This window comes from Nocardia flavorosea NBRC 108225 (genome assembly GCF_001613385.1).
Taxonomy (GTDB): domain Bacteria; phylum Actinomycetota; class Actinomycetes; order Mycobacteriales; family Mycobacteriaceae; genus Nocardia; species Nocardia flavorosea.
Genome location: NZ_BDCG01000015.1, coordinates 253,761 through 268,560, shown reverse-complemented (window position 1 = coordinate 268,560; position 14,800 = coordinate 253,761). Strand labels below are relative to the sequence as shown.

The following is a 14,800-nucleotide window of genomic DNA, read 5'->3' as shown; positions in this document are numbered from 1 at the left end:
GAGGCCGTGAAAGGTTTCGGCCCGTCCCTGCTTTCCGTACTCGGTGCGATGCGGCGCAGCCGCGAGTGCCGAGACGGAAAGCAGGGACCAAGAGGGGCCGAAACCCCGCGCCGGCGGAGTCGGCACCGATAAACACAGCTAGCGGAAGTCGCGGGAGCGGGAACCGATACGCATATCCAGGTGGCGGAGGTGTTCGGCGTAGATGCTCACCGCGCCTTCGGCGTTCTGTACCCGCCCGCGGATGAGCAGCGCTGTCGCCCCCTGGGCGAGCCGGCGGTAGCGGGTCCACAGACCGGCCGAGCACACCACGTTCACCATGCCGGTTTCGTCTTCCAGGTTCAGGAAGGTGACCCCGCCGGCGGTGGCGGGCCGCTGCCGGTGGGTGACCGCACCGCCGACCAGGACCCGGGTTCCGTCGGGGATCGCGAGCAGGCCGGCGGCCGGGATCACGCCGAGTGCGTCCAGCCGGGGGCGCAGGAACTGGGTGGGGTAACTGTTCGGTGAGACCCCGGTGGCCCAGACGTCGGCGGCGGCGTGTTCGAGGTCGCTCATACCGGGTAGGGCGGGTGTACTGGTCGAGGCGCCGGTTCCGGGGAGCCGGTCGGCACGTTCGCCCGCGGCCGCTCCGGCCGCCCACAGCGCTTCCCGGCGCGAATACCCCAGACAGCCGAGCGCGCCCGCGGTGGCCAGCGATTCCGCTTGCGGCACGGTCATTTCCACGCGCCCGGTGAGGTCGAGGAAGGACGTGTAGGGACCGCCTTCCGCCCGGGCCGCCACGATTTTGTCCGCGAGGTCCGAACCGATACCGCGTACCGTCGCCAGGCCCAGCCGCACCTCGGTGCCCCGCTGTTCCAGCGTGGCCTCGGACAGACTGGCATTGATATCCGGGCCGTGCACCGCGACCCCGTGCCGGCGGGCGTCGGCGACCAGTGACTGCGGGGAATAGAAACCCATCGGCTGTGCCCGCAGCAGTCCGGCGCAGAACGCCGCGGGATAGTGCAGTTTGAACCAGGCAGAGTAGAAGACCAGTGCCGCGAAACTCTGTGAATGGCTTTCCGGAAAGCCGAAATTCGCGAAAGCGAGGAGTTTTTCGTAGATACGGTCGGCGAGTTCGCCGGTTATCCCGTGCAGATCGCGCATCCCCTCGTACAACCGCCCGCGCAACCGCTCCATCTTCTCCGGGGAGCGTTTCGATCCCATGGCGCGGCGCAGTTGGTCGGCTTCCACCGGGGTGAATCCGGCGACGTCGACCGCCATCTGCATCAACTGCTCCTGGAACAGTGGTACGCCGAGGGTTCGTTCGAGCGAGTTCCGCAGCGCCTCGTGCTCGAAGGTGACCTTCTCCACCTTGTTTTTACGACGGATGTAGGGATGCACCGATCCGCCCTGAATGGGCCCGGGCCGGATCAGCGCGACCTCGACCACCAGATCGAAGAATTTCTCCGGTTTCAATCGTGGCAGGGTCGCCATCTGCGCACGGGATTCCACCTGGAAAACACCTACCGAATCCGCGCGGCACAGCATTTCGTACACGGCCGGTTCGGTGAGGTCCAGGGTGTGTAGTTCGACCGTCACCCCGATATGTTCGCGGACCAGATCGATCATGTAGTGCAGCGCGGAGAGCATCCCCAGCCCGAGCAGGTCGAATTTCACCAAACCCGCTGTCGCGCAATCGTCCTTGTCCCATTGCAGCACACTGCGCCCGGCCATGCGCGCCCATTCCACCGGGCATACATCGGCGATGGGCCGGTCACAGATCACCATCCCGCCGGAATGGATTCCCAGATGCCGGGGCAGGCCTTCGATATCGGCGGCCAGTTCCAGTACCGGCGCGGGGATATCGGTGCCGGTTTCCGCGCCCACCCCGGTCCACCGGCTCACCTGCCGGCTCCAGGCGTCCTGCTGGCCGGGGGCGAAACCGAGCGCGCGGGCGGCGTCGCGCACCGCGGATTTCCCGCGATAGGTGATCACATTCGCCACCTGCGCCGCATAGTCCCGGCCGTATCTGCGGTACACGTATTGGATCGCCTCCTCGCGGCGGTCCGATTCGATATCCACATCGATATCGGGCGGCCCGTCCCGCTCCGGAGAGAGGAAACGTTCGAACAACAGCTTGTTGGCCACCGGATCGACATTGGTGATCCCGATGGCGAAGCAGACGGCGGAATTGGCGGCCGAACCTCTTCCCTGGCACAGGATGTCGTGATCGTGGCAGAACCGCACGATATCGTGCACCACCAGGAAATAGCCGGGGAATCCGAGTTGCTCGATCACGGCGAGTTCGTGTTCGAGCTGCCGGTAGGCCGCCGGGTTCCGGGACGGGGTTCCGTAACGGTCGGCGGCGCCACGCAGCGTGAGTTCACGCAACCAGGAGTTCTCGTCGTGACCGGCGGGCACATCGAACGGCGGCAGCTGCGGCGCGATCAGCTTCAGATCGAATGCGCACTCGCGGGCGATCAGTACCGAATTCGCTACCGCAGCCGGGAATTCCGCGAACAGTCCGGCCATTTCCGCCCCCGAACGCAGATGGGTGCCGCCGGCGGGGGCGAGCCAGCCGGCGAGATCGTCGAGACTGCGCCGGGCGCGGATAGCGGCCAGTGCGGCGGCGCGGCGACCGCGGGCGGGGGACGCGAAATGGGCGGCGGTGGTCGCCACCACGGGAATCCCTGCCCGCTCCGCCACCGCGGCGAGTGCGCTGTTGCGTTCGTCGTCGCCCGGCAGTCCGTAACGGGTGAGTTCCACCGCGACCCGGTCGGCGCCGAAACGCTCGCACAGGTCACGCAGGGCTGCCTCGGTACGCAGCGGTTGCCCACCGTCCGCGAGGTCCTGTTCCAGCGCCCGCCGCACGCGACCCTTACGGCAACCGGTGAGTATCTGCCAGTGCCCGCCGGCCGCCGCGGTGAGCGCGTCGAGGTCGTAACGCAGGATCCCCTTCTCCCCCGCTGCCATATGCGCCGCCGCGAGTTCCCGGGACAGCCGCCGATAACCTTCCTGACCGCGTGCCAGCACCAGCAGATGCTCCCCTTCCGGATCCGGGGCGCCGGTACGAGGCGGGGAGTCCGCATTCCTCGGGCCGGCAACCGCGCTCCGCGCCGAATCGGCCCCGTTACGAAGCACCGGATCGATACCGTTGCGAGACCGCGCGTCCCCGGTCTGTATCACCGAACCGTTCTGCGCTATACCGGGTTTCACGAGCGTGAGTTCCGCCCCGTACACCGTGGGCATACCGTATTCGGCCGCGGCTTCCGCGAACCGCACCACCCCGTAGTAACCGTTGTGGTCGGTGAGCGCGATCGCCGACAGGCCCAGCCGCGCGGCCTCGGCGACCATCTCCTCCGGCGGCGAGGCACCGTCGAGGAAACTGAACGCCGAATGCGCATGCAGTTCCGCGTAGGGAACCGCCGGACCCGCCGGCCGGACCAGCGGTTCGGCCCGGTACTCACCGCGACTGCGGCTCCACGCCGGGGCATCTCCGCCGTCGCCGGGTGGCTGCCCGGGCTTCGCGCGACCGGACAGGACCCGTTCCAGCTCCGCCCAGCTGGGTGGTCCGTTACTCCATCCCATACGCCACCTCAGCAGGCGACCCGGTCGGTGGACTCGACGGCCAGCAGGGTCGCGACATGATCGACCCCGGCCCGGATCACCCGCCCGTAGGCGTCGTCGGCGAGGACGCTCGCATGCCCGCGGGCCAGGGCCAGTTGCATCCGGGCCACATCGAAATCGCCGACCAGCCGGTGACTGTCGGCCAGGCTCAGATACAGCGAGGGCAGGAACCCGAGCAGCCCGTCGTCGAGCGGGATACCGGGCACGAATGCCGAGTCGAGCGCCCGGGTGTCCCAGAGCAGCGCCTCCTCGGCCGTGTCCTGGAGATCGGCCAGGTGGTGGGCGATCACGCTCCGGTGCAGCGGTTCGCCGTCCGTACCGAACTGATCCCACAGCATTTGCAGCGCCTGCCGCGCTGCCTCTCGATTCACGCCGCCGAGCCGCACCGCGGCATAGATATCCGCCATCCGATCGTCCGTCATGGACACAAGTATCGCACATATGTTCGAACGGGGAGAGAGATATTCGAACCTGTTTTCGAACACTGTCGACCCTGGCGCGCTTTCTTACTTTGGAGTAAGTTCGGCCGGGATAGACCTGCACAGAGGGGCTGCTCATGAGCGCAAACGGAACCCACCGGGGCAAACGCGACCTCACCGGGCGCCATATCCTCATCACCGGCGCCTCGTCCGGGATCGGCCGGGCGGCGGCGACGGCGGTGGCGAAGAAAGGCGCGGTGGTCCTGCTGGTCGCCCGCCGCGAGGACGAACTCGCCGCCGCGGTGGACGAGATCAGGGCCGGCGGCGGCGCTGCCCACGGATACCCGTGCGATATCACCGATTCCGCGTCGGTCGAGGCGACACTGGCGAAGATCACCGCCGAACACGGCCACGTGGACATGCTCGTCAACAACGCCGGCCGTTCCATCCGGCGGGCCATCCACCGCTCCACCGACCGGCTACACGATTACGAGCGCACCATGGCGGTCAACTACTTCGGTGCCCTGCGACTCACGCTGGCCCTGCTCCCGCAGATGCGGGAACGAAAATCCGGCCATATCGTCAACATCAGCAGCGCCGGCGTACAGGTGGCCACCCCGCGATACTCCGCCTACCTTGCAAGTAAGGCCGCGCTGGACAAGTTCACCGAGGTAGCGGCAGTGGAGACCATGGCCGACGGGGTCACCTTCACCACCATCCACATGCCGCTGGTCCGCACCCCGATGATCGCCCCCACCGGCAACCAGGGCCCGGCCGAATCACCGGAGTGGGCGGCCGCGACGATTGTCCGGGCCCTGACCGAACGCCCTCGGCGGATCGATGTCCCGGTCGGCACCCTCGGCGAATACGGCGCCCTGTTCGCCCCGCGCATCCGTGACCTCGTCCTGCACCGCTACTACCGGATGATTCCCGATTCCCCGGCCGCCCGCGGCGAACAGGCCGAACCGCTCCCCCAGTCGCGGCTCCCCATGGTCCGCGACGTGGAGACCGGCGTCCCCGAAGACGACGAACTCCCCGCGCCCCCGCGGGCATCCGGTCCGCTGCCCCGCGTACGGGCAAGGGCAGCACGGGGCACCGGAACGGTCTTACGCCGCGCCGCCCGCTGGGTTCCCGGCACGCACTGGTGAACCGTTCCGCCCCGCCGGTCGGGTTTCGTGCACAGTGAACCTTCGTGAACAGTGAAAAGGACGCCGTACTCGAGACGGTTCTGGAATCGATTGCGATCCGCGGCGTGCACGAAACAACCCCGCGGCGAGTAGCAGACCGGGCGGGCGTCGACGGTAAAACCCTGCGCAGGCTGTACGGCGACCGCTACGGGATGCTGGTGACCGCCACCAGGACACTCGAACTGCGCCGGGACCGGCTACTCGCCGCAGTCGAAGAAGTCCACCGGCCGACCACGGTGACCGGCCGGCGCGATTACCTCGAGGCCGTCGCGCGCGCCCTGCTGCTCGGCCTCGACCACCGTGATCTGCTGGTACGCACGGAGTTGGTCGCGAACGCGCGATCGGTGGGCGGACTGGAGGTGGAGACCCGCGGGCTGGGCGAACACGACCGGGCCGTCGTCGCCGAAGCACTGAAACGCGTGGGCGCCGCCGATATCGAACTCGAGACCGAGCGGCTGATCACCCTGCTCAGCGGGCTGGCCTTCGAACTCGTGTATCCGCACGGCGCTCCGGGAGGCACAGCGGACCGGGTACTCCGGCACCATATCGCTTCGATCGTGCACTGACCCGAGACGTTCTCGGTGCCCGGGCAGCACCGCCACGATAAGCAGTATCCGGCCGTGACACCGCGGGGTCCGAGGTGCGCGCGCCCAGAAAAGCAGCGGTGCCGATACCGTCGCCCCAACCACACCGGGTTTGCGTTCGGTCACTGCCCGAGCGCGGCACCTACCCGCCGGACGGCCCGAACCGGCGGCTCGCCGGCCGGCCGCGGTGCGTATCTCAACTTTCCCGCTGCGGGGCCGCGGCGGACCTCCGAACCGGCTCGACGGCGACCGCAACCTTCCCGCACCAGCGGAACCGGCCGGCGCGCCGGCATCTGCCGAGGTGGCCGGCGCTGCGGGTTCAGAGGTCGAAAACTCGCTGAGCCGGCGACAACGGCGGGCAGGCGGCGGAGATCTGCGCTACCAGCTGCCACGGCCGGTTTCCGTCGATCGACGATTTACCGCTGGTCAGGATTCCGCCGGCGAGGCCGCGCTCCGGGTCGGCCCAGCCGTACTGGGTGGTGAAGCCGCTGCGCCCGAAATGCGCGGTGGTATCAGCGCCGAATTTCGAACGGCGCCCGCCCAATTCGTATCCACCCCGGCTCACCCGCCCGGCCACACCGGGCACCCGCGGCGCGGGCCGCACCATCTCACGCACGGTGTCCGGGCGCATGACCCGGACCCCGTCGAGTTCACCGCCCCGCGCCAGGATCTCGTAGAAACGCGCGAGTTCGGCGGCGGTGGTCACGAGATTTCCCGAGGGCAGTTCCGCAGTGAGAAAAGCTTGATTGGATTCCCGGTTCACCGCGTCCTTCGCGAATCCTCCGCCGAGCGCCTTACCCGCCACGAACGCGGCGAGCCGCGACGGCGGCGGGCCGGTCTTCACGCTCGGCACCACCGCGTCCACGTCGTCGGGCCGCACGCCCAGGTTCGTCCAGCGGAATCCCAGCGGATCCAGTATCCGTTCGGCCAGATGGTCCCGGATCCGTTTACCGGTCGCCCGCTGAACCAGCAACCGCTGGATCAAACCGCTGGTGAGGGCGTGGTAGACGCGGAACCGGCCCGGTGGATAACTGGGTTTCAGCGCGGCCAGCCCACGAAGGGCGAGCTCTTCGTCGAAGGTCATTTCGTGGCCGCGGAAGGGCGGTGTCACGAACGGCACCCCGGCGGTATGGGCGAGCACTTGGCCGATGGTGATCGCCGCCTTACCGTTCGCTCCGAATTCGGGGATGTAATCGCTGACGGGGTCGTCGTAGCCGAACGCCCCCTGCTCGATGAGCAGGAACATCACCGCCGCGGAAACCCCCTTCGCAGTGGAGAAACCGCAGAACGGCGATTCGGTGGTGACCGGAATACGCTCCGCGTCCGGGCCGTCGCCCGGCGCGTTACCCCACCCGTGGCCGATCGCCCGGTTCAGCACGACCTTTCCGTTGCGGCGCAGGCATACCTGGATCGCCGGCGTGCCGCCCAGCCGGTACCAGTCACGTACCGATTCCCAGATCGAGGCGATCTCCGCCGCCGCCAGACCCGCGTCGGCAGGGTCGGCTTCCGCGCCGATACAGGTGATGTCGTCCAACTGAGCGGCGACCGGAACCAGGAGCGCGGAATCTGCCTTCACCCGCCCCAGGGTAGCCACGCGGGCCGCGCCGGGAGCGGACGAATACGTGCAGTCGCGCGCGCTGCCGGGCTCGCTCGCGCCCTCCGCCCCGGCAACCGCGGACGGCACGGCGACCGGCTCGAACACTATCGTGACGGAGATCACCGAAGGTGGTTACCGGTATCTGTGCTCTGATCATGAAAGAAAGCAACTGCTTGTTTACTGCCGTCGAGAGGTGACCATGACGTCCGCGAATACGCGCCTGTCCCGGGCACACATCTGGCTGCTGACACTATCCTCCATGGCCGTCGCACTGGTGATCGCCGCGATGGCCGCGTTGTATACCGCCCTGCCGGAGATCGCTGCCGATACCGGCGCGAGCCAGCAGCAGCTCACCTGGGTGGTCGACGGCTACACCCTCGCGCTGGCCTGTCTGGTCCTTTTCTCCGGCGCACTCGGTGACCGGTACGGCCGCCGGATCATGATGGTGGCCGGGCTGGTCATCTTCGCGATCGCCTCCGCGATACCGCTGTTCCTGGACGCGCCGAACTGGATCATCGCCTCCCGAGCGGTCGCCGGGATCGGCGCGGCGCTGGTCATGCCGTCCACGCTGTCGCTGCTGACCGGTGGTTTTCCCGCCGAGAAGCGCGGGGTCGCGGTGGGGCTGTGGGCCGGTGTGGTCAGTGGCGGCGCCGTCATCGGCATTCTCGGCTCCGGCCTGCTGCTGCAGGTGTGGTCGTGGCAGGCGATCTTTCTCGCGATGACCCTCGCCGGCGCCGTCCTGGCGATCGCCGGGTGCACAGTGCCCGAATCGGTCGACGAACTCCGTCCGCCGCTGGATTTCTGGGGCGGGATCACCTCTTCGGTAGCCGTCGGAGCGGTCGTGGTCGGCGCGATCGAGGCACCGGTGCGCGGCTGGTCCGATCCCGTGGTTCTCGGGCTGTTCGGCGCCGGGATCCTTGCCGCGGTGGGATTCGCGACGGTCGAGTTGCGGGTTCCGCATCCGCTGCTGGATGTCCGGCTGTTCGCCGACCGCGGTTTCGGCAGCGGGGCGGTGAGCGTCGGGGTCCAGTTCCTGGTGGCGTTCGGCTACTTCCTGCTGTTCGTCCAATACATGCAGTTGATCTTCGGTTATTCACCGCTCATGTCGGCGCTGGCGATGGCGCCGATGATCGCACCGCTCATCGGCATCTCGATCTTCGCGCCCCGGCTTGCCGAACGTTTCGGGCTGCGACTGCCGACATTCATCGGACTGCTGTGCGTCGGCATCGCGCTCATCCTGGTCTCCCGCACCACCGTGGACAGCAGCTATATCGATGTCCTGTGGCCGCTGCTGATCCTCAGCACCGGACTCGGCCTGTGCACCGCACCCGCGACCGCCGCCATCATCAACGGCACGCCGCCGGAGAAGCACGGGGTCGCGTCGGCGGTCAACGATGCCTCCCGGGAGGTCGGTGCGGCCATCGGGATCGCGGTCTCCGGCAGCATCCTGGCCGTCGGCTACTCCGACCGGATCGCGCCGGCTCTGCCCAGCCTGCCCGAACAGGCACGCGAGCCGGTCGGCGATTCACTTGCCGCGGCCCTGGAAGTCACCGAGCAGGCCGGGCCGGTCGCGGCACCGCTCGCGGATTTCGCCAAGCAAGCCTTCGTCCACGGCGCCCAGCAGGCCTCGCTTGCCCTCGGGATCCTGACCGTGGTGATGGCGTTCGTGCTGGGCGCGTGGGCACCCGGCCGAGTCCGAAAGACCGTCGCCCAGGTCACCGACGAAGAAGTACTGACGAATCAATGAATCGGTGCCCGGCCAGGGGTCCTGGCCGGGCACATTTCCGGTACCACCGAACCGCACCCACCGATCCGCCGATCGACCTGCTGCAGGCTTTCCTGTCATGACGACCCTGCTCGTCCGCGACGCCCGGTTGGTCGCGGTCGCCGGCGACCTCGCGCACGACCGGGTCGTAGGCACCAACTCCCCCGTAGACCGGTACGAAACCAAATAGAGTTCGGCGTCCGCTTCCGGATCATCTACCCGGACGCGGACGCCGTACCCACCAGATGGTGTCTCGCAGAGACCTACCTCACCGGCACCTCCGCCGATTCGGGGCTGTCTTCGTTTCCTTGCGATCGGGACGCGGTCTGCGTCGTCTCGGTACCACCGCTTGCGTGGTCCACGTCGCCGCTCACCCGGCCGGTTTCGCCTGCCGCGGGGTCCGCGGTCGTCTCCGTGGCTCGAGACGCGCGGGACTTCTGCCACGCGTAACCGGTGAGCGTGATCGCCACCACCACGATCACCACGTAGGCGATCGTGCGCGGCGCGCCCTCGATCTCGAAGGTCTTGAACAGGGTGCGCACGTTCGTCAGCACCAGCACACCGCCGACGCCGGTCCCCAGCACCGCCGGAGCCACCCGGCTCACCAGCCACGCCGCGAGCGGCGCGGCCAGCACACCACCCAGCGCCAGGCCGGCGATGATCAGCAGGTTGTCGAAGAATTCCGAGCCGAGACCGAGCAGGAATCCCACACTGGCCGACGCCGAAACGATGAACTCGGAGGCGCTGACCGTACCGATCACCCGGCGGGGCGCGGCGCGCCCGGTGGTCAGCAGCGTACTGGTGGTGACCGGACCCCAGCCGCCACCGCCGCTGGCATCGATGAAACCGCCGAACAAGCCGAGCGGGGTCAGGAACTTCGTGGAATGCGCGGCCTTCTCCGAGGCAGCGAGTTCCAGTGGCGGCCGGGACGAGAACCGCACGACCAGGAAGACGCCGATAGCGAGCAGGATTCCCGCGGTCACCGGTTCGGCGGCCTCGGTGGAGATCCGGGAGAGGACGGTCGCGCCGAGGAAGGCGCCGACGCCGCCGGGGACGCCCAGGCGCAGCACCATCTTCCAGTCGACATTGCCGAACCGCCAGTGCGAGATACCCGACGCCAGCGTGGTCGCAACCTCCGCGAAATGCACCGCAGCGCTCGCGTGCGCGGCACCCGTACCGCTGAGCACGAGCAGCGTCGTCGCGGTGACGCCGAAGGCCATCCCGAGCGTGCCGTCGACGATCTGCGCGCCGATACCCACAAGGGTGAAAACAAGTAACTTGATCATGACGGTGTGCTCCCGAACCTGGACCGGAGATCCGAGGTTACGGCGCTCGCACCACCGTGGCACCGGTTGCAATCACCGTGAATACAACCCCTCCGACACGACATATCCGCAGTTCACAGGGTCTGTCCGGAATAATCGTTCGGCGAGCTCTCCCACTCCTGGTAAGACTGGCCGGTGCCCGCACCAACCTGCCGCCGGATAATCCTCCGGGATCGGCCCGTCGCCGGAATCACCGCCACCACCTTCGCCACACAGACCGTCCCCCGGCCGGTTCCGGCCGACGGTGAGGCACTGATCGAGGTGTTCTGGCTCGGCATAGACGCGACCCAGCGCACTTGGCTCAACCCCGGACCTACCTACACCCGGCCCCTGGATATCGGTGCCGTGATGCGCGGCAGCGGAGTGGGTCGCGTAATCGAATCCCGCGACCCCGGCCTACCGGAGGGGCAGTGGGTCTACGGCGAACTCGGCTGGCAGGAGTACGCCCTCGCCCGCACCAGCGGGCTTTTCGGCGTGAATCCGGTACCGCCGGGTATAGACCCCCGCCATATGCTGACGGTTTTCGGGGTCAGCGGGCTGACCGCCTACATCGGGGTGAACGAGGTGCTGCGGGTCACGAAGGCCGATACCGTGCTGGTCACCGGAGCAGCCGGCAGTGTCGGGTCGTTCGCCGGGCAGATCGCCCGGCTGGCCGGCGCGAGAGTGATCGGTACCGCCGGGTCGGACCGGAAAACCGGCTGGGTACGCGAAACCGCCCGATTCGACGCCTGCCTGAACTATCGCACCGATGATGTCGCGGCCGGACTACGCGATTTCGCGCCCGACGGCCTCACCGCGGTATTCGACAATATCGGCGGCGTTGCGCTGGAACAGGCACTCGACAATCTGGCCCTGCACGCCCGGATCGCCCTGTGCGGCTCCATTTCCTCCGGCTATACGGCAGACGGCTACGGAACAGGCCCCGCCAACTACATGCAGCTGGCATTCCGCCGCGCTCGTATGGAGGGCTTCCTCTTCTTCGACCATCCCGAGACCTTCCCGGCGGCACTGGCCCGGCTGGCCGGGTGGGTTGCCGCGGGCGAACTGCGCTGGACCGAAGATATCGTCGACGGCCTGGAGAACGCCCCGGCCGCCCTGCAACGACTGTTCGACGGGGCGAACCTCGGCAAACAGCTGGTCCGGGTGCGGCCGACGGAACAGCCCTGACTCAGTACTGCTGACGCCGGTCGACTGCGCCCGCCCCGATCGACCCCAGCAGCGTGATGATGCACAGGCCCGCGATCAGGTTGATCGCCGCCGTGGCGATCTTGGCATCCAGCCCGGCCACCAAGGTGAACGGCAACAGGACCGCCAATGCCGTAACCAGGCCGGTGATCCAGTAGAAGAACTGGAGCGGATTCGGCATCAACGCCAGCAGCAGGTTCAGCAGGCCCGTGGCGGCGATCGCGGCGGCGGCGCCGGCGATCGCGTAGGACGTGGTCGACACCGTGCCGTACGCACCCGCGCCTTCCGGCGAGAGAACCGCGATGTTCAGGATGCCGCGCACCAGCATGATGGCCACCACGATCACCAGCGCGACCACGACCGCGGTACCGAGACCGCCCGCCCACAACCGTCCGAGGTTGATTCTCGGCTCCTCCGGCTGGTCCGGATAACCGGGATCCGGATACCCCGGTTGCTGTGGGTACCCCGGCTGCTGCTGGTGCCCCTGCCGGTAGGGGTCCGGGCGTCCATAGTTGTACGACGGATCCGTCATAGGCAGAAAGTACCCCTCCCTGGCCCGCTGTCCCACCCGAATCGGGCAGGCATGTCGCCGCGGTGTCCTCCGTGCGCAGCGGACGGACAGCTGACCGCTCCTTCGCCGCAGTAGAACAGCTGAGCTCGCATCGGTCGCCGCTGCCGCCGAACGGCTCGGACACCGGCGGCCGCGTCGCTGTCCGGCCTTGTGTCAGCGGTATACGGGATACGCAATAGCGCCTCGACGATCGGTGAGATCTACACCACTTTCGGCCGCTGCGCGCATGGACTGTAATGTCACTGAACCGTGCCTGACTTCGGTTTGCGTGCTGGACTAAAGACGACCTATCTCTGGGCCGCCGTGACCGCTCTCGGAGTGGTCGCCGGATATGCCGCGGTACTGCTCGCCAACCCCCGGCACTTCTATACCGACGACACCGAGGCGCAATACGTGCCCCTGTGGCTGGATATCGGACGCCACCTGCGTGAGGGGAAGTTTCCGGGCGTCGCGCCGGAGGAGTGGATGGCGGGCAACTACCTGGTCGAAGGCCAGGCCAGTGTGTTCAATCCGCCGCAGCTGCTGATCGCGTTCCTGGCGCCGTCGTTCGACAATCTCGCCGTCCTGGCCACCCTGGTCAAGCTCGCCTATTCGATCATCCTGGCGCTCGGTGTGTTCCGGGTGTGCAGGGAGTACCGGGCGCACCCGGCATGGGCGGCGGTGGCGGGTGTCGCGTTCTGCTTCTCGGGATGGCTGCTGTTCCTGGATCAGGCCAGCTGGGTGCTCGGTCTCGCCGGCACGGCATGGCTCACTCACGCGTGGGCGTCCGGGGTGCGTTATGCGCGCGGTCGCAGCGGACCCGTTCCGGTGTTCGTGTTCCTGTTTTTCGCGATCACGGTCGGATACGTCTGGCCCGGTATCGAATCCGCGCTCATGATCGTGGCCGTCGCCGCCGGGGAATGGGTGTATCAGCGCACACCGTGGCCGGCGGTGCGGGTGCTGCTGGCCGCCGGATGCGCCGGGGCGGCCGGTCTCATGACCTATCTGCCGGGAATCCTCTCGGCGGACGTCACCTGGCGGACCGCCGACGATATGATCAACAACGACGGTTTCATGACCGTGCCCTGGTCGGAATCGCTGAATGCGAGCCTGCCGAGCACACTGCCGTCGTTCAACTCCTGGTTCGGGCTGATCCAGCCCATGCCGATGGTCTACATCGCCTGGTTCCTCATCCCGGCGCTGGCGTTCATCGATTGGAAGGCCACCGCACAGACATTCCGGGCGTCCGCCGCGGCGGTGATCTTCGCCGGTTTCGCGCTGATGTGGACCGCCGGGCCGGCCGCCTTCGGCCCGCTCCGGTGGCCGGCGCGGGTGCTGCCGATGCTCGCACTGGCGCTCCTCATCCTGTGCTGCATACTGCTGAGTCGCCATGGAGCCCTGACGAATTGGCGACTGCGGTGCGGAATAGCGGGCGGCCTGGTGCTGGTGCTGCTGGCGCGCTCGGTGTCGTCGGCGCCGAGCAACCGCATCTGGACCCATATCGGGGCGGCCGCTGCCGTGGCAGTCTTGGGCGTTCTGATCCTGCTGCTGTACGCGAAACGGGGCCGGACCGCGGCCTGTGCGGCGTTACTCGCCAGCATCGCCCCGATCGCCTATTACCAGGTCGACAGCACGTATCCACACCCGATGTCGTGGAACCTGCCGGAAAGCCGCTCCGAAGCGCAGGCGCTGTTTCCCGACTTCGACGGCACCACTCTGCAATTGGGCAACAGTGGGATCTTCCCGGGCGACGCCAAGGACCTCACCGGTGTCTACAGTTCTCTGGTCGTCGGCTTGTACGCCGCCGACCTCGGACTCGACTACGTGAACGGCTACACGCCCATCGGCCACGACGCGTTCTCCCAGCGGACCTGCATGCGCTGGGAGGGCAGCACCTGCCCGGAAGCCTTCGACAAGATCTTCGCGCCGGAACCGGTCACGGGCGTACCGCTGGTCGACCTCATGAAGGTCGACCGCGTCACCCTGATGCGCCTGGTCTACCCGGACGCCCGCGACACTCCCCCGCCGCCGGGCTGGCACTGGGTCGATTATCCGCCGAACGACAAATGGATCTGGGTGCTGGAACGCGACACCGGGCCGATCTCCACGGACAACGGCCGGATCGCCCACACCGCCGGCGTCGAGGCGGTATCGGTGTCGGAGACCGAGAACACGAGCACTGTGCGGGTCACCTCGGAACACGGCGGCCGGGTGACGTTCGCGCGCCTTGCCTGGCCGGGATATCGAGCCGAGCTCGACGGCCGCGAACACGACTACGAGGCGCTGGACGACATATTCGTCTCGGTGCAGATACCGCCCGGCACCGAGAACGCCGAACTCATGATCACCTGGCGACCGCCTGGCATGTACCTGGGGCTGGCCACTTTCGTACTCGGGCTGATCGGTATCGGTGTGCTGCAACTGCTCTACATCCGCAACCGCCCACGACCCCGGCACGAACCCGAGGACCCGAAATCCGAACCACCCTCCACAACGGACCGCACCGACCATGCCTCGGAGAAATACGCACCGAGCCTCGCCTGAAGCCGATTCCGCGCGCTGACCGAAACAGTCTCAACACCACG

The 14,800-nt window shown here is 67.7% G+C and carries 10 protein-coding genes; 5 read left to right on the top strand and 5 right to left on the bottom strand.

Annotated features, from left to right (window positions below):
- Positions 1-138: 138 nt before the first annotated feature.
- Together NFL01S_RS19460 and NFL01S_RS19455 are read right to left on the bottom strand one after the other, a co-directional pair.
- Positions 139-3,564 (bottom strand): error-prone DNA polymerase, encoded by a 3,426-nt coding sequence (locus NFL01S_RS19460; protein WP_062977285.1) that lies wholly within the window; start codon positions 3,562-3,564, stop codon positions 139-141.
- Positions 3,565-3,572: 8 nt separating this feature from the next.
- Complete coding sequence (locus NFL01S_RS19455) at positions 3,573-4,025, bottom strand: hypothetical protein (protein WP_062977283.1); 453 nt, start codon at positions 4,023-4,025, stop codon at positions 3,573-3,575.
- 134 nt (positions 4,026-4,159) lie between these two features.
- On the opposite strand from NFL01S_RS19455, the gene NFL01S_RS19450 reads away from it, so the two are divergent.
- Positions 4,160-5,170, top strand: coding sequence for an SDR family NAD(P)-dependent oxidoreductase (locus NFL01S_RS19450; protein WP_062977281.1), 1,011 nt, complete (start codon positions 4,160-4,162; stop codon positions 5,168-5,170).
- Between the two features lie 44 nt (positions 5,171-5,214).
- Complete coding sequence (locus tag NFL01S_RS19445) at positions 5,215-5,775, top strand: TetR/AcrR family transcriptional regulator (protein WP_062977279.1); 561 nt, start codon at positions 5,215-5,217, stop codon at positions 5,773-5,775.
- A gap of 337 nt (positions 5,776-6,112) precedes the next feature.
- Here the strand turns inward: NFL01S_RS19445 and NFL01S_RS19440 are convergent, their stop codons facing one another.
- Entirely contained in the window at positions 6,113-7,369 is a 1,257-nt protein-coding gene (locus NFL01S_RS19440) for a serine hydrolase (RefSeq protein ID WP_062977563.1), read from the bottom strand.
- 280 nt (positions 7,370-7,649) lie between these two features.
- On the opposite strand from NFL01S_RS19440, the gene NFL01S_RS19435 reads away from it, so the two are divergent.
- Positions 7,650-9,137, top strand: coding sequence for an MFS transporter (locus NFL01S_RS19435; protein ID WP_247606128.1), 1,488 nt, complete (start codon positions 7,650-7,652; stop codon positions 9,135-9,137).
- A gap of 281 nt (positions 9,138-9,418) precedes the next feature.
- Here NFL01S_RS19435 and NFL01S_RS19430 read toward each other — a convergent pair whose 3' ends face one another.
- Positions 9,419-10,441: a sulfite exporter TauE/SafE family protein gene (locus tag NFL01S_RS19430; protein WP_063915994.1), complete on the bottom strand. Its 1,023-nt coding sequence runs from the start codon at positions 10,439-10,441 to the stop codon at positions 9,419-9,421.
- 174 nt (positions 10,442-10,615) lie between these two features.
- Between NFL01S_RS19430 and NFL01S_RS19425 the strand changes: the two genes are divergently transcribed.
- Positions 10,616-11,647, top strand: coding sequence for an NADP-dependent oxidoreductase (locus tag NFL01S_RS19425; RefSeq protein ID WP_062977275.1), 1,032 nt, complete (start codon positions 10,616-10,618; stop codon positions 11,645-11,647).
- Position 11,648: 1 nt separating this feature from the next.
- Here NFL01S_RS19425 and NFL01S_RS19420 read toward each other — a convergent pair whose 3' ends face one another.
- Complete coding sequence (locus tag NFL01S_RS19420; RefSeq protein WP_084492917.1) at positions 11,649-12,197, bottom strand: DUF6069 family protein; 549 nt, start codon at positions 12,195-12,197, stop codon at positions 11,649-11,651.
- 288 nt (positions 12,198-12,485) lie between these two features.
- On the opposite strand from NFL01S_RS19420, the gene NFL01S_RS19415 reads away from it, so the two are divergent.
- Positions 12,486-14,759, top strand: coding sequence for a hypothetical protein (locus NFL01S_RS19415; RefSeq protein WP_245670788.1), 2,274 nt, complete (start codon positions 12,486-12,488; stop codon positions 14,757-14,759).
- Positions 14,760-14,800: the final 41 nt, after the last annotated feature.